General features: G+C 59.6%; 14 protein-coding genes. 9 read left to right on the plus strand and 5 right to left on the minus strand.

Annotated features, from left to right (window positions below; translation table 11 throughout):
• Window position 1 precedes the first annotated feature (1 nt).
• The 7 genes from glgA (at window position 2) to AC5I5B_RS25125 (ending at window position 8,151) form a co-directional block, all read left to right on the plus strand.
• Entirely contained in the window at window positions 2–1,444 is a 1,443-nt protein-coding gene (gene glgA / locus AC5I5B_RS25095) for a glycogen synthase GlgA (protein ID WP_060723437.1), read from the plus strand.
• 4 nt (window positions 1,445–1,448) lie between these two features.
• Window positions 1,449–3,077 (plus strand): alpha-D-glucose phosphate-specific phosphoglucomutase, encoded by a 1,629-nt coding sequence (locus tag AC5I5B_RS25100; protein ID WP_111834580.1) that lies wholly within the window; start codon window positions 1,449–1,451, stop codon window positions 3,075–3,077.
• Window positions 3,078–3,182: 105 nt separating this feature from the next.
• On the plus strand, window positions 3,183–5,138 hold the full coding sequence (glgX, locus tag AC5I5B_RS25105; RefSeq protein ID WP_111834581.1) for a glycogen debranching protein GlgX: 1,956 nt from the start codon (window positions 3,183–3,185) through the stop codon (window positions 5,136–5,138).
• Between the two features lie 54 nt (window positions 5,139–5,192).
• Window positions 5,193–5,681, plus strand: coding sequence for a MaoC family dehydratase (locus AC5I5B_RS25110; protein WP_003508562.1), 489 nt, complete (start codon window positions 5,193–5,195; stop codon window positions 5,679–5,681).
• A 23-nt stretch (window positions 5,682–5,704) separates the two neighbouring features.
• Window positions 5,705–6,742: a DUF2332 domain-containing protein gene (locus AC5I5B_RS25115; protein ID WP_111834582.1), complete on the plus strand. Its 1,038-nt coding sequence runs from the start codon at window positions 5,705–5,707 to the stop codon at window positions 6,740–6,742.
• A gap of 106 nt (window positions 6,743–6,848) precedes the next feature.
• Window positions 6,849–7,400: a hypothetical protein gene (locus AC5I5B_RS25120; RefSeq protein ID WP_212318572.1), complete on the plus strand. Its 552-nt coding sequence runs from the start codon at window positions 6,849–6,851 to the stop codon at window positions 7,398–7,400.
• A 142-nt stretch (window positions 7,401–7,542) separates the two neighbouring features.
• Complete coding sequence (locus tag AC5I5B_RS25125) at window positions 7,543–8,151, plus strand: hypothetical protein (RefSeq protein WP_003508557.1); 609 nt, start codon at window positions 7,543–7,545, stop codon at window positions 8,149–8,151.
• 87 nt (window positions 8,152–8,238) lie between these two features.
• On the opposite strand, the gene AC5I5B_RS25130 is transcribed toward AC5I5B_RS25125, so the two are convergent.
• The 5 genes from AC5I5B_RS25130 to AC5I5B_RS25150 are packed head-to-tail and all read right to left on the minus strand — an operon-like array spanning window position 8,239 to window position 13,735.
• Window positions 8,239–8,793, minus strand: coding sequence for a sarcosine oxidase subunit gamma (locus AC5I5B_RS25130; protein ID WP_003508555.1), 555 nt, complete (start codon window positions 8,791–8,793; stop codon window positions 8,239–8,241).
• Window positions 8,786–11,746 carry a sarcosine oxidase subunit alpha gene (locus tag AC5I5B_RS25135; protein ID WP_111834583.1) on the minus strand — a complete coding sequence of 987 codons (2,961 nt, stop codon included), beginning with the start codon at window positions 11,744–11,746 and terminating at the stop codon, window positions 8,786–8,788. The genes AC5I5B_RS25130 and AC5I5B_RS25135 overlap by 8 nt, the downstream gene beginning before the upstream one ends.
• Window positions 11,743–12,057 (minus strand): sarcosine oxidase subunit delta, encoded by a 315-nt coding sequence (locus AC5I5B_RS25140; protein WP_020809520.1) that lies wholly within the window; start codon window positions 12,055–12,057, stop codon window positions 11,743–11,745. The genes AC5I5B_RS25135 and AC5I5B_RS25140 overlap by 4 nt, the downstream gene beginning before the upstream one ends.
• A gap of 11 nt (window positions 12,058–12,068) precedes the next feature.
• Window positions 12,069–12,479: a hypothetical protein gene (locus AC5I5B_RS25145; protein WP_035213317.1), complete on the minus strand. Its 411-nt coding sequence runs from the start codon at window positions 12,477–12,479 to the stop codon at window positions 12,069–12,071.
• Between the two features lie 2 nt (window positions 12,480–12,481).
• Window positions 12,482–13,735, minus strand: coding sequence for a sarcosine oxidase subunit beta family protein (locus tag AC5I5B_RS25150; protein WP_003508543.1), 1,254 nt, complete (start codon window positions 13,733–13,735; stop codon window positions 12,482–12,484).
• A 317-nt stretch (window positions 13,736–14,052) separates the two neighbouring features.
• Here AC5I5B_RS25150 and rpsU point away from each other — a divergent pair, with 317 nt between their 5' ends.
• Window positions 14,053–14,280 carry a 30S ribosomal protein S21 gene (gene rpsU / locus AC5I5B_RS25155; protein WP_003508541.1) on the plus strand — a complete coding sequence of 76 codons (228 nt, stop codon included), beginning with the start codon at window positions 14,053–14,055 and terminating at the stop codon, window positions 14,278–14,280.
• A gap of 133 nt (window positions 14,281–14,413) precedes the next feature.
• Complete coding sequence (locus AC5I5B_RS25160; protein ID WP_003508539.1) at window positions 14,414–15,310, plus strand: tetratricopeptide repeat protein; 897 nt, start codon at window positions 14,414–14,416, stop codon at window positions 15,308–15,310.
• Window positions 15,311–15,373 lie beyond the last annotated feature (63 nt).

A 15,373-nucleotide genomic window follows, 5' to 3' on the forward strand; every position in this document is an offset into this window, starting at 1 on the left:
CATGAATGTCCTTTCGGTTTCATCCGAAGTCTATCCCCTGATCAAGACCGGAGGGCTCGCCGACGTTGCCGGCGCGCTCCCCATCGCGCTCGAGGCCCTTGGCGTCAGGACGCGGACATTGATACCCGGATATCCGGCGGTGAAAGCCGCCGTGACGGACCCCGTCAAATGTCTGGAATTTACCGATCTGCTCGGCGAAAAAGCCGATGTGCTCGAAGTACGGCATGAGGGGCTCGATCTCCTCATTCTCGATGCGCCCGCCTATTACGAGCGCTCCGGCGGCCCCTATCTCGACCAGACCGGCAAGGACTATCCAGACAATTGGAAGCGCTTCGCGGCACTGTCGCTCGCGGCAGCCCGTATTGCCGCCGGCGCGCTTCCCGGCTGGCGGCCGGATATCGTGCATGCCCATGACTGGCAGGCCGCCATGGCGCCGGTCTATATGCGTTATGCCGAAACGCCTGAGATTCCGAGCCTTCTCACCATCCACAACATCGCCTTTCAGGGCCAGTTCGGCGCCAATATCTTCAGCAAACTGGCGCTGCCACCGCATTCCTTCGGCATGGAAGGCATCGAATATTATAATGATGTGAGCTTCCTGAAGGGCGGCCTGCAGACGGCAACGGCGCTCAGCACCGTCAGCCCGTCCTATGCCGAGGAGATCCTCACCCCGCAATTCGGCATGGGCCTGCACGGCGTCATCGGCAGCCGCGCCCATGTGCTGCACGGCATCGTCAACGGCATCGATGCCGATGTCTGGAACCCGGCAACGGACCATCTGATCCACGACAATTATTCGGCCGCCAATCTCAAGAACCGCGCGCTGAACAAGAAGGCGGTCGCCGAACATTTCCGCATCGATGATGATGACAGCCCGCTGTTCTGCGTCATCTCCCGCCTCACCTGGCAGAAGGGCATCGACCTCATGGCGGAAGCCGTGGATGAGATCGTTTCGCTCGGCGGCCGTCTCGTGGTGCTTGGCGCGGGCGATGTGGCGCTGGAAGGCGCGCTTCTGGCGGCGGCATCCCGGCACCATGGCCGCGTCGGCGTTGCCATCGGTTACAACGAACCCCTGTCGCATCTCATGCAGGCGGGCTGCGACGCGATCATCATTCCCTCGCGTTTCGAACCCTGCGGCCTCACCCAGCTTTACGCGCTGCGTTATGGCTGCATTCCGGTCGTCGCCCGCACCGGCGGCCTTGCCGATACGGTGATCGACGCCAACCATGCCGCCATCGCCAATAAATCGGCGACAGGCGTGCAATTTTCACCCGTCACGCTTGATGGTCTGAAACAGGCGATCCGCCGGACCGTCCGTTATTATCACGACCCGAAACTGTGGACACAAATGCAGAAACTCGGAATGAAATCCGATGTTTCCTGGGAAAAGAGCGCCGGTCTCTACGCCGCGCTTTACAGCCAGCTTATTTCGAAAGGCCATTGAAACAATGATCAAAACCATCAAGACGACGCCCTATCAGGACCAGAAGCCGGGCACATCCGGCCTGCGTAAGAAGGTGCCGGTCTTCGCCCAGGAAAATTACGCGGAGAACTTCATCCAGTCGATCTTCGACGCACTCGAAGGCTTTGAGGGCCAGACGCTGGTGATTGGTGGCGACGGCCGTTATTACAACCGCGAAGTCATCCAGAAGGCGATCAAGATGGCCGCCGCTGCCGGTTTCGGCAAGGTGCTTGTCGGTCAGGGCGGCATTCTCTCCACACCCGCCGCCTCCAACGTCATCCGCAAATACAAGGCCTTCGGCGGCATCGTGCTTTCCGCCAGCCATAATCCCGGCGGTCCGACCGAAGATTTCGGCATCAAATACAATATCGGTAATGGTGGTCCCGCACCTGAGAAGATCACGGACGCTATCTATGCCCGCTCGAAAGTCATCGACAGCTACAAAATCTCGGATGCCGCCGATATCGATCTAGACAAGATCGGCAGCTTCAAGGTGGACGAGCTGACGGTCGAGGTGATCGATCCGGTTGCCGACTACGCCGCCCTGATGGAAGAGCTGTTCGATTTCGACGCCATCCGCACGCTTATCACCGGCGGCTTCAAGGTCGTGGTCGATTCCATGAGCGCCGTCACTGGCCCTTATGCCGTGGAAATCATCGAAAAGCGCCTCGGCGCACCGAAGGGTTCCGTCCGCAACGCCACACCGCTGCCGGATTTCGGCGGCCATCATCCCGACCCGAACCTTGTCCACGCCAAGGAGCTTTATGACGATGTCATGAGCCCGGAAGGCCCCGATTTCGGCGCCGCTTCCGATGGCGATGGCGACCGCAACATGGTCGTCGGCAAGGGCATGTTCGTCACGCCATCAGACAGTCTGGCCATCATCGCCGCCAATGCCAAACTCGCCCCCGGTTATGCGGCCGGCATTTCCGGTATCGCCCGCTCCATGCCGACAAGTGCGGCAGCCGACCGTGTCGCCGAAAAACTCGGCCTTGGCATGTATGAGACGCCGACCGGCTGGAAATTCTTCGGCAACCTCATGGACGCCGGCAAGGTGACGATCTGCGGCGAAGAAAGCTTTGGCACCGGTTCCAACCATGTGCGCGAAAAGGATGGCCTCTGGGCTGTGCTTTACTGGCTGAACATCGTCGCCGCGCGCAAGGAAAGCGTGAAAGACATCGTCACCAGGCACTGGGCCGAATATGGCCGCAACTATTATTCCCGCCACGATTATGAGGAAGTGGATTCGGATGCGGCGAACACGCTGGTCGCCACCCTGCGCGAAAAACTCGCAACGCTTCCCGGCACCAGCTACGGCAATCTGAAGGTCGCGGCGGCGGATGATTTTGCCTATCACGATCCGGTCGATCAGTCCGTCAGCAAAAATCAGGGCATCCGCATCCTCTTCGAAGGCGGTTCGCGCATCGTGCTGCGCCTTTCCGGCACCGGTACTGCGGGCGCGACGCTTCGCCTTTATGTCGAGCGTTACGAGGCGGATGCGGCCCGTCATGGCATCGAAACGCAGGAAGCGCTTTCCGACCTGATTGCCGTTGCCGATACGATCGCCGGCATCAGGGCCCATACCGGCCGCAACGCGCCGAGCGTTATTACGTAAGGGCTTGTCGCCCGCTCATGAGGGACGCACTGAAAGCGTCCCTCATTCGGCCTTGCCTCCCTTTTCCGTTCTGGGAGAGAAACACCATCCCCGGAGAGACAGACCATGCAGACAACTTCCGTTTTCCCCAAAGGCGCAATCCAGACGGAAAACGGAACGGAATTCACGGTCTATTCCCGGCATGCCTCCCAGATCGATCTCTGCCTTTTCGATAAAACCGGCGAAAAAGAAACGGCGCGCCTGCCGATGGTGCGCGGCGAAGACGATATTCACAGATTGATCGTCGCCGACGTCGGCCTCGGCACGCGATACGGCTTTCGCGCTCACGGCATTTACGCCCCTGAACACGGCCTCTGGTTCGATCCCGCAAAGCTGCTGCTCGATCCCTATGCCACGGAGATCGACCGCCCCTTCCGGCACGATCCGGCGCTTTACACCTTTGGCGCGGAGACCGGCGGGATCATGCCGAAGGCGATCCTTTCTGAGCACGAACCGGTCAAGCGCCATCAGCCGCATTTTGCCGAAGGCGGGCTGATTTATGAGCTTGCCGTCAAATCCTTCACGCAGTTGCATCCCGAGGTGCCGAAAGACATCAGAGGCACCGTCGCAGCACTTGCCCATCCCGCCATTCTCGCACACCTGAAAAAAATCGGCGTCGATGCGGTGGAATTGATGCCGATCACCGCTTGGATCGACGAGCGCCACCTGCCGCCTCTCGGCCTTTCCAACGCCTGGGGTTATAATCCCGTCGGCTTCATGGCGCTCGATCCGCGCCTCTGCCCCGGCGGCGTGCGGGAATTGCGAGATACGGTTGCGGCGCTGCATGCGGAAGGCATCGGCGTCATTCTCGATCTCGTCTTCAACCATACGGGTGAAAGCGATATCGAGGGCTCGATCCTGTCGTTGCGCGGGCTCGACAATCTCACCGCCTTCCGTCACCCACAGGGAAAACCGGGCGTGCTGGTCAACGATACCGGCACCGGCAACACGGTTGCCTGCGACCATCCCTATATTCGCCAGCTCATCGTCGATTCCCTCAGGCATTTTGTTCTGAATGCCGGTGTGGACGGCTTCCGTTTCGATCTCGCGCCCGTGCTCGGGAGAACGGCCGCCGGCTTCGACATGGCGAGCGAGACGCTGGCCGCCATGCATTCGGACCCGGCGCTTTACGACCGGATATTGATCGCCGAACCCTGGGATATCGGTCCCGGCGGATATCAGCTCGGCAATTTCCCTGAAAGCTTCCTCGAGTGGAACGATCGCGCCCGCGACGACATGCGCCGTTTCTGGCGTGGTGATGCCGGCACGACCGGGGCGCTGGCCAATGCGCTGTCCGGCTCATCGCCGATCTTTTCCCGGCATGGCCGCGCGAGAAGCCGCAGCGTCAATTTCCTTGCCGCCCATGACGGTTTTACCCTGTTCGATCTTGTCAGCCATGAACGCAAGCACAATGAAAGGAACGGCGAAAGCAATCGCGACGGCCATAATGATAACCATTCCTGGAACAATGGTTTTGAAGGCCTGACCGATGATCCCGCCATTGTCGCCGCCCGGCTTGCGGATGTGAAAGCGCTGCTTTCCACGCTTTTCGTCAGCCGCGGCGCCCTGATGCTGACGGCGGGCGACGAGGGCGGCCGCAGCCAGCAGGGCAACAACAATGCCTATTGCCAGGACAATGAGATCAACTGGGTCGACTGGTCATCGCTTGTCCCCGAACTGATCGACCACGCGGCCTTTCTTGCCGCATTGCGCAAACGTTTCGGCGTGTTTTCTGAGACAGGCTTCTTTTCCGGCAGGGGCGATGTGACATGGCTTGCCCCCGCTGGAGAGCCGATGACGACAGCAGATTGGGAAAGACCGGATGCGCAGGCCTTCGCCATGCTGCTTTCCACCCCGGACCGGGAGACCGGCGAGGATACCGAGCTTGCCGTTCTTATCAATCGCGGCCGCGAGATCGTTCCCTTCACCCTGCCGGGTGATGGCTGGCGCGCCATAGGTACGGATTTCGGCAATCCCGCCTTCCTGCCCGCCCGTTCGGTGGTGTTTTATCTGCGCAGTTGATCCCTTCGCGTCACGAGCCGTATAAGTCGCGGGAAACAATGCGGACGAGGTAACATGACAAAAGAAATTGCGCTGGCGGAAATGAAGGATCGCGTCGGCACGGAAATGGGCGTTTCCAACTGGATCACCGTTGACCAGACGATGATTGATGCCTTCGCAAAAGCGACGCTGGACGAACAGTTCATCCACACCGACCCGGAACGCGCCAAAGCGGAAAGCCCCTTCGGCGGCACCATTGCCCATGGCTTCCTGACGCTCTCCCTGCTTTCGGCCCTGAATTACGATGCCCTGCCCCGCATTCGCGAACAGACCATGGGCATCAATTACGGCTTCGATGCCATCCGTTTCGTCACGCCGGTCAAAAGCGGCGCGCGGGTGCGTGGCCGGTTCACGCTGGCGGAAGCGCGTTTTCGCGGGGCCGCCATGCTGATGACGACTTATGACGTGACGGTGGAAATCGAAAACGAGAAAAAACCGGCGCTTACCGCACGCTGGACCACCATCAGCCAGTTCAACCCGGAGGACAGGCCGCAAGACGCCTGAAACCACCGCAAGGGAGAGAGCGCATGCATGACGACGCCGTAAGGAATGCGTTTCTCGTGCAGGCAAGAGCCTGCGACAGCCTTGGCTCGCCCTTTACCGCACGGCTATGCCGCGCGGTGGCAGCAAGGCTCGACCGCCAGACGGAGGTGGGCGAGCGGATTTTATCCTGGCCCGGCGATGTCGGCCCCTCAGGCGATTCCGTTCCCCTGCGGTTGGCGGGCGCCCTGCATGCGCTTGCCATCAAGGAAAAGATCGCGCCGCTTGTCGATATCCCGCCGGAAGACGAGGAGGCTCTCTGGCAGGCTTGCGCCAGCGCCCTACGTTTTCATTCCGCCTTCATCCTTGAAAGGTTGAAATCACCACCGCAGACCAACGAGGTTCGCCGTTCCGCCGTGCTGCTGCCGGGCTTTCTTTCGATTGCGGAATTGACCGGCAAACCGCTGGTGCTTTCCGAAGTGGGAGCCAGCGCCGGCCTCAACCTGCAATTCGACCGTTACCAATATCACCTCGGCAAACTCACCTGGGGCGAACAATCCGATGTTATCCTGTCACCAGAATGGCGCGACAATACCCCACCCCATGGGCGGATCGAGGTTATCGAGCGCGCCGGCTGCGATCTCAACCCGCTCGATCCGTCATCGGCCGAGGATCGTCTGCGCCTGATGTCCTATGTCTGGGCCGACCAGACCGACCGTCTGGAGCGCATCGCCGCCGCGTTGCGGATCGCGGTGGAGAACGGCCTGCAGGTCGAAAAGGCCGACGCCGTAGACTGGCTGAAACGCCGCCTTGCCAGGCAATATCCGGGTACTGCCCACGTCGTCTATCATACCGTCGCCTGGCAATATCTGCCCGATCCCTTGAAACAGGCAGGCGAGGCACTGATCGCCGAGGCCGGAACCCGTGCCACGCTGGAGGCCCCGCTTGCCCGCCTGCAAATGGAGGCGGATACGACGTCCGGCAGTGCCGCCATTACCCTGCAAATCTGGCCGACCGGCGAGAAGCAGGAAATTGGCCGCGCCGATTTCCATGGGCGATGGGTGCAATGGCGGGGCTGGAAATAAGGGCAAAAAATTTAGACGAAGAGATTGCCCAAAATCCAACTAGTACTTGTAAAATGAATACAACCATGCTCCTCTTCTTGAGACCTTATCTAGAGGGGGATTCTAATTGCGTATCAAAACCCCAAAAATCATAAATATTCTTATGTTTTGGACGTTAATTTCGACCCCGGCGCTCGCCCAGCAACAAATGGGATCGCAAGCCGCCATGAATGCGTGCGCAAACATTGCCACCTTACTGCAGATGGGAGGGCCACAACTGCAATCTGCATTTGGGCAGCATGCATTATTTGCAATTTTTCAACAAACTGGTGGAACAGGTCGCTATCTACCCCTAGTACAACTTGGACCTGTTCATAACGTTATGATAGGCGGGGAAAATGTACTTCCGTTGGGCAGTTTTTTGACTTGCCGGACCGTTCATCAGAATGGATATGCGGATTGGCAGCTTGCATTTTCTCAAATGACGCAGAGATTTGAGAATTTTCAGTTCAATTCGGTGCCTGGTGGAAACCCAAATCCAAACCCGAATCCGAATCCGAATCCGAATCCGAATCCGACGCCAAATCCCAATCCCAACCCGAATCCCACACCGAATCCGGTGCCAAAACCACCTTCGGATAATCAGGCCTGTCAAAAATTTCCCGAACTTTGCCCCTGAGGTGAACGCCATGATTACGAGACGCAGTCTTATTGTCGGATGCGGCGCAAGCCTCGCACTACCCGGGATATGCCGATGCCAGACATATAACGGATGCACGCTAACCGCCTCGGAGATTGCATCCGAAACGGATAACAAAACGATGGAGTTCTCCTACGTCGACGGCCAGGCTCCAATCGCCACGTCTGGAGACAAAGACTTCGACTACGCGCTGGCGCAGACGCTGAACTATCTCAGTAATCTTTTCGATGTCCTGCCCGGCTTCACTTATCTCGACGACGCGAAGGGGAAAAATGCCTATGCCAGTTCAGCCAACTATATGGGGCGCTCGGACGGTACGGTTCTTTTTGGCCTACGTTTTCTACAGGAATTTCTCAATCAGCCAGCCTATCCCGCCGCTTACATCGCAGCCGTATGCGCTCATGAGTTTGGGCATATCGCACAATATAAATATGGAATAGACGACCGATTGCGCGGGCAGCCGACCGTAAAAAGAATAGAGTTACATGCGGACTATCTAGCGGGATATTTTGCGGGCAACCGCAAGCTAGATAACGCAAATTTCCCGGCAGCGGTTATCGCCCAGGCACAATTCAGCGTGGGAGATCACGCAGTTGATAATCCCGGGCACCACGGCACGCCGGACGAGCGCGGAAATGCCGTAAAAGCCGGTTTTCTTGCCAGCTATCGTCAACGCCTAAAGTTCAAAGATGCACTGGAGGCCGGCGTTGCATATGTCCAAACCCTCTAAATTAAACACCCTGCCTGACTTTGGCTTTAAAAACTCCATGTCTTCAGACAGATATAAGCCGCTCTCTTTTTAAAGCGCGTGAAGAGTCTAAACCGCCACGTCCGCCGCCGCCTCCTGTAGCAGCCCGCCGACATATTCGGCAAAGGAGCGCCAGCATTCCACCCGGAACGTATCGTCCGCGGTGCGCAGCAGCACCACTTCCGCCTTGCCGAAGACGGTGCGTGAGCAAGCGCCGACAGGGAATTTTGCGTGAGAAAGGTCCTGCGGGCAGCCGGCATTGAGCGCTGCTTCCGCGCCAGCGCCGGAGACGATGACGGCCGTGTTACGGTGGGAAACATCGGTTGCCGAAAACAGGCCCGAAACATTGGCGAGCGCTGCCATCAGGTCGCTTTCGCCCTGATCGATCACCAGCCATTCATCCGGCCCAATCCACAGGGCGGACCGCAGGCCCGAGGTGACGGAGCTCTTCGGGCTGGTGGGCAGCGCAAGACCGAGCGCTTCGGACAGCGCCGGTACGGCGCTTTCCCGTGCGCGTAGCGACAGCCGCGAGGCGGAAGCAGCAGGCTTCAGCGATACGAAGGGCGAGCCGCCGTGAAAATCCTCAAGCACGGATTTGCGTTTTGCGTGCAGCATGTCAGCCATTGAGACGGGCTCCTTCCTTGTCGAGGAAGACCATGTCGGTCACTTCGACGGCAATGGTTTTATCGGCAAGTGGAATATAGAGTGTTTCGCCCATGCGCGCCCTGCCATCCGCCACCAGCGCAAAAGCGATGGAATGGCCGAGATTTTCCGACCAGTAGGCGGAGGTGACATGGCCGAGCATGGTCATCGGTTTCGGCTGGTTCGGATCAACGACGATCTGGCCGCCCTCGTCCGGAACGGTCAGCCGGTCCTTCGTCTTAAGGCCCACAAGCTGCTTGCGGCCGGAGCGCGTGAGATCGGGGCGTTTCAGGCCACGAATGCCGACGAAATCCGTCTTCTTTTTCGAAACGGCCCAGGCAAGCCCGGCATCGTCAGGTGTCACCGTTCCGTCTGTATCCTGCCCTACGATGATGTAACCCTTCTCGGCACGCAGGATATGCATGGTTTCGGTGCCATAAAGGCAGCCGCCGACGGCTTCCGCCCTGTCGCGGATCGCACTCCAGACGGCGGCGCCGTAATCGGCCGGCACATTGATTTCGAAGCCGAGTTCGCCGGTGAAGGAGACGCGGAAGAGGCGCGTTGGCACGCCGCAGAACTTGCCTTCGGCTACCGCCATATGCGGGAAGGCTTCCGGCGACAGATCGATACCCTCAACGAAGGGCGCGATGACTTCCCGCGCCTTCGGCCCCTGCACGGCAATGACAGCCCACTGTTCGGTTGCCGAGGTGAGCCAGACGTCGAGATCGGGGAATTCGGTCTGGAGATAATCTTCCATGTGCTGGAGAACGCGGGGCGCGCCGCCCGTCGTCGTCGTGACATGGAACCGGTCTTCGGCAAGACGGCCGACAACACCGTCATCGTAAACGAAACCGTCTTCACGGGTCATGATGCCATAACGGCAGCGGCCGGGTTTCAGAGTATCCCAGGCATTGGTGTAGATGAGGTTCAGGAACTTCGCCGCATCCGGGCCAACCACCTCGATCTTGCCGAGCGTGGAGGCATCGAACACGCCGACGCTCTCACGCACCGTCTTGCATTCGCGGTTGATCGCCTCATGCATGTCCTCGCCCGCCCGCGGGAAGAACCAGGCGCGTTTCCAGTTGCCGACATCCTCGAACACCGCGCCGGCTGCAAGCTCTTCCTCGTGCATCGGCGTCTTGCGTGTGGGGTCAAACAGCGCGCCGCGCGAATGGTTGATGAGCGTGCCGAAGGTGACCGGCGTATAGGGCTGGCGGAAGGTGGTGAGGCCGACCTTGGGCAAATCCCGACCAAGCGCCTCCGATGCGATGGCGAGACCATGCATGTTGGACATCTTGCCCTGATCCGACGCCATGCCGTTGGTGGTGAAGCGTTTGATATGCTCGACCGAATGCATGCCCTCGCGCACGGCAAGGCGAATATCCTTGGCGCAGACATCGTGCTGGAAATCGATGAAGGCCTTGACGCCGGTGCCCTCACCCGCGCCTTCGGCAGTACCGATCATGCCGCCCGTCCAGGCGCGCGCATTCTCGCCGGAAAACGCCACAGAACCGCCGCCGGCAGCTGCTGCCTCGGCAATGATTGCGGAAAGATCATCCGTGCCGTTGCAGGCGCCGATGGAAACGCAGTTCTGCACATGGATATCCGGCAGGAAGCGCTGGTTAGCCGCGTCAAACTTCAGCTTGCCGCGCGATTGCGAGAAGAGATGCACCGAGGGTGTCCAGCCGGCGGAAACGACAAGCGCATCGATGGCGATCTTGCGCTTGTTGGCGCCACCATTGCGGCCAACGGTCATCGAGGAGACGCGCAGGCGGCCGGCGGTGTTGTAAACACTGTGACCCGCCAGCACTTCAATGCCGAGCGCCCGTGCTTCGTCCAGCAGGCGCTGATCCGGGTTCTCCCGGCAATCAACGATGGCGGCGATCTTCACCCCCGCCTTCTTGAGATCGAAGGCCGTCTCATAGGCCGAATCATGGGCGGTGTAGACCCCGACATTATGGCCGACGGCCACACCATAATGGTTGAGGTAGGTGCGGGCGGCCGCAGCCAGCATGATGCCCGGGCGGTCATTGTTAGCGAAGACCATGTGGCGCTCGATTGCGCCCGCCGCGAGCACGATCTTCTTCGCACGCACTTGCCACAGCCGCTCACGCGGCTGGTGTCTGGCGGGCGTGGCGAGATGGTCGGTCACGCGCTCGGCCAGCGCCACGAAATTGTGGTTGTAATAACCAAAGGCGGTGGTGCGCGTCAGAACCCGCACATTGGGCAGAGACTTCAGTTCGGCGAAGACCTTCTGCGCCCATTCATAACCGGAAAGACCGTCGATGACCGCACCGGTATCGAAGCGCAGCACACCGCCGACTTCGGCATTCTCGTCCACCAGAATGACGCTGGCGCCGGTCTTTGCAGCAGCAAGCGCCGCCGTCAGGCCGGCAACGCCGGCGCCGGCGACGAGCACGTCGCAATGGGCATAACGGCCGGAATAATGATCCGCATCCGGTTCGCTCGGCGCCTTGCCGAGACCGGCGGCGCGGCGGATCAGCGGTTCGTAAATCTTGTGCCAGGCGGCCTTCGGCCACATGAAGGTCTTATAATAAAAACCGGCCGCGAACATCGGAGACAGAACGTCGTTGATGGCGTTCAGATCGAAGGACAGCGACGGGAAACGGTTCTGCGAGGCGATGATGGCGCCGTCGAAAACCTCCTGCACCGTGGCGCGAACATTGGGCTGCTTGCGCAGGCTGTCGCGTGAGACATCGATCAGCGCATTCGGCTCTTCCGGTCCGGCGGAAAGGAAACCACGCGGCCGGTGATATTTGAACGAGCGGCCGATCAGATGCACGCCATTTGCCAGAAGCGCTGACGCGACCGTGTCGCCCTCCAGCGCCGGATAGATCTTGCCGTCGAAGGTGAAGCGTGCGGTTCTGGCGGGGGTCAGACGGCCAGCGCCCTTGATACGATAATCGCCGCTCATTTCCCGGCTCCCTTTTCTGCGGAAAGGACCGTTTCAGCATCGGGTTTCGGTTCACCCGCCTTGTAGGTCATCAGGAATTTGTCGCTCACCGAATCGCGGGCGGCGTTGAAGAAGCGGCCGCAGCCGTGAATGTGACGCCAGCGCTCGAAAACGAGGCCCTTGTCATTGTCGCGGATGAAGAAATACTCCGCGAAGGCCTCGTCGGAAATATCGGCGATGTTTTCCGGCCGGGCAATATGGGCTTCGCCCGCCCAGCGGAATTCCAGTTCGGAACGGTCTTCCCCGCAATAGGGGCAATGGATCAGAAGCATCGTCGCTCCACCTAGAGAGAATTTTCCGGAAGCGCTGTTCCGGCGGGTTGGTCACACAGCCGTCTGCCCATCGAAACGAACGGAGAAAGCCGCTTTAAAAGTTGCTCGAAATTATCGAATGGCCTCAGCGCCGAGGCCCGGCCCATATTGACGATGGCAACCGCCATCATGTCGGTGTCGATCGCGAAGGGGTAGTCCTGCTTACCGTCGTCCTGCTCGCCGACGAAATAAACCATCTTCGTCGTAAGGCTCGGCGCGCAGAGAAGCAGGCCCTTTTCCGCCACGAAGGGCCAGTCTTTCTCACCCTGCATTTTCGCAATCTTCTGGCTGCGGAAATCCTTAGCCTCGGGAATGACGCTGCCGGCGGGCACGGCTGCAGCCGCGCCAGATATATTGAGCGCAAGCATAGCCGCCGCCGCCAGCATCAATGCGCCACCGCGGCAGCGGCAGCCTCGTCGATAAGACGGCCGGTGCGGAAGCGGTCAAGCGTCAAACCGGCCGCCAGGCGATGCGGTTCGCCACGGGCGATGAGATGCGCGAAGAGATTGGCCGAACCCGGCGTCGCCTTGAAACCGCCCGTGCCCCAGCCGCAATTGACGAAGAGGTTCTGCACCGGCGTCACGCTCTGGATAGCGGAACGATCAGGCGTGTTGTCGGTGATCCCGCCCCATTGCCGCATCATCTTGACGCGGCGGAAGATCGGGAACAGCTCGCAGATGGCGTCGAGCGTGTGGGTGATGATCTGCAGGCCGCCGGTCTGCGAATAGGAGTTATATTGGTCCGTGCCAGCGCCGATAACCAGCTCGCCCTTGTCGGACTGCGAAATATAGGCATGCACCGTGTTGGACATGACGACACAGGGGAAGATCGGCTTCAGCGGTTCCGACACCAGCGCCTGCAGCGGGTTGGAATGCAGAGGAACACGCACGTCCGCCATCTTCATGATGACCGAGGAATGACCGGCGGCGGAAACGCCGATTTTTTTCGCGCCAATGAAACCGCGATTGGTCTCCACGCCCGTCACCGCGCCATCAGGCCCGCGGCGAATGCCCGTGACCTCACAATTCTGGATGATGTGCACGCCACGGTCTGAAGCCGCGCGCGCATAACCCCAGGCCACCGCATCGTGGCGGGCCGTGCCGCCGCGGCGCTGAAGGGCTGCACCATTGATCGGGTAACGCGCATTGCCGGATATATCGAGTGGTGGGCAATAGGCTTTCGCCTGCTCCGGCGTCAGCCACTCATTGTCGATGCCATAAAGACGGTTGGCATTGATATGGCGGCTGAAGGATTGCCGATCATGGATATTGTGCGACAGCATCATCACGCCGCGCGCCGAATACATGACGTTGTAATTGAGATCCTGGCTCAAGCCTTCCCACAGTTTCAGGGAATGCTCGTAAATATCCATGCTCTCTTCATAGAGATAATTGGAGCGGATGATGGTGGTGTTGCGGCCGGTATTGCCGCCGCCGAGCCAGCCTTTTTCCAGAACTGCGACATTGGTAATGCCGTGTTCCTTGGCAAGGTAATAGGCCGCTCCGAGCCCATGCCCGCCGCCGCCGATGATGACGACATCATAATCCTTGCGCGGCTCGGGTGAAGCCCATTGCGCATCCCACCCTTTATGACCCCGCAACGCCTCACGCGCCACGGCAAAAACGGAATATTTGCGCATTCGCAGTCTGCTCCTCAAGAACCGGCCAGAGGCCGTAAACATAGTTCCGGCCCGTATCATACACATGGCAAATCGGGATGGGAGGCAATATTCATTTTGCGACGTCGCAATGATTTTGTTTCGACATCGCAGGCGGAATTCCGGGCAGGCCGCATTTTGCTGGTTGATTATGCGCTAGCGGCTGGACTTGCTGCAAATGATCTGTTATTGCACGTCACCAATCGCCCAGCTCGACAGCCGGACGAACCATTTTTTGTTTGCGTGTGAATGCCTTTATTCACACAGCAAGATAACCAAACTAAAGGAACGGGTTTAACGTGCAGGTACTAGTCCGCGACAATAACGTTGATCAGGCGCTCCGCGCCCTGAAGAAAAAGATGCAGCGCGAAGGCATTTTCCGTGAAATGAAAATGCGCGATTATTACGAAAAGCCCTCCCAGAAGCGCGCCCGCGAAAAGGCTGAAGCCGTTCGCCGCGTTCGCAAGCTGGCACGCAAGCGTGCACAGCGCGAAGGTCTGGTTGCAGGCCCCCGCGCAGGCCGTTAATAGGCCGTCTTTTGGACGTTTTTGAATGCTTGTTGGGCGGGGGCGATCAATTCGCCGCCGCTCTTTGTGTTTGTGGCCGGAGAATGTTCTTGAGAACGATCGTGAGACCGGCCTGCGAGGGAACCCACACCGAATGATCGCTGTCGACGCCTGTGTTGTGAAAAACTCCGATGCCTCCACGCGCCGGGTGCCATTGAAAAACAACAGAGGGTTCCGCGCTTCTCTGGTCGTCTGTACCGTCCTTGCCGGTCTTTCCGGCTGCGCGACTTCCAACCAGACGGAAGATGTGTTCAGGATCGACCGCGCCCAGGGTTCGCAGGAAAATATCGCCTCGCTTACCTCGGTCATCAACGCCAATCCGCAGGATCCCGAAGGCTATAACGTCCGTGGTTCGGCTTACGGCCGCGCCGGTGATTCGCGCCGCGCCATCGAAGATTTCAACAAGGCGCTGCAGCTCAACCCGCGCTTTTACCAGGCCTATGCCAACCGCGCGCTGGTTTACCGCAATAGCGGACAGCAGCAGCAGGCCTTGCAGGACTACAACGCCGCCCTGCAGATCAATCCGAGCTATGACGTGGCGCTGATCGGCCGTGGCAATCTTTACCGCCAGTCCGGACGCGTGAACGAGGCTTTCAACGATTTCTCCCGCGCCATCGAGCTTGAAACCACCGACGGACGCGCCTGGCACAATCGCGGCCTGATCTACCAGCTGCGCAACCAGCATGCCCAGGCCATCGAAGACTTCTCCAAGGCGATCTCGCTGTCGTCGACATCGCCGGAGCCCTATAATGGCCGCGGTCTTTCTTACGTCGCACTCAATGACGACGAAAACGCCTTCGCGGATTTCAACCACGCCATTTCGCTTGACGGTAATGTGGCAGAATCCTGGGCCAACCAGGCGCTCGTCTATGAGCGGCGCGGCGAGATGGCCAAGGCCGCCAAGTCCTATGGGCATGCGGCCCGGCTCGACCCGAAATATAAGCCGGCACTTGACGGCGTTGCCCGCACACGCGGCGCCGGCGCCTCCTGATCAAACGGGCACGAACAAAAAAGCCGGCGGGTCTGTCACCCGCCGGCTTTTTTATGGAAACCG

The sequence above is a fragment of the Agrobacterium sp. genome (assembly GCF_059499945.1).

Coding starts and splice junctions, on each gene's coding strand:
- glgA (WP_060723437.1), top strand. CDS start 2: ATGAATGTCCTTTCGGTTTCATCCGAAGTCTATCCCCTGATCAAGACC.
- AC5I5B_RS25100 (WP_111834580.1), top strand. CDS start 1,449: ATGATCAAAACCATCAAGACGACGCCCTATCAGGACCAGAAGCCGGGC.
- glgX (WP_111834581.1), top strand. CDS start 3,183: ATGCAGACAACTTCCGTTTTCCCCAAAGGCGCAATCCAGACGGAAAAC.
- AC5I5B_RS25110 (WP_003508562.1), top strand. CDS start 5,193: ATGACAAAAGAAATTGCGCTGGCGGAAATGAAGGATCGCGTCGGCACG.
- AC5I5B_RS25115 (WP_111834582.1), top strand. CDS start 5,705: ATGCATGACGACGCCGTAAGGAATGCGTTTCTCGTGCAGGCAAGAGCC.
- AC5I5B_RS25125 (WP_003508557.1), top strand. CDS start 7,543: ATGGAGTTCTCCTACGTCGACGGCCAGGCTCCAATCGCCACGTCTGGA.
- AC5I5B_RS25130 (WP_003508555.1), bottom strand. CDS start 8,793: ATGGCTGACATGCTGCACGCAAAACGCAAATCCGTGCTTGAGGATTTT.
- AC5I5B_RS25135 (WP_111834583.1), bottom strand. CDS start 11,746: ATGAGCGGCGATTATCGTATCAAGGGCGCTGGCCGTCTGACCCCCGCC.
- AC5I5B_RS25140 (WP_020809520.1), bottom strand. CDS start 12,057: ATGCTTCTGATCCATTGCCCCTATTGCGGGGAAGACCGTTCCGAACTG.
- AC5I5B_RS25150 (WP_003508543.1), bottom strand. CDS start 13,735: ATGCGCAAATATTCCGTTTTTGCCGTGGCGCGTGAGGCGTTGCGGGGT.
- AC5I5B_RS25160 (WP_003508539.1), top strand. CDS start 14,414: ATGATCGCTGTCGACGCCTGTGTTGTGAAAAACTCCGATGCCTCCACG.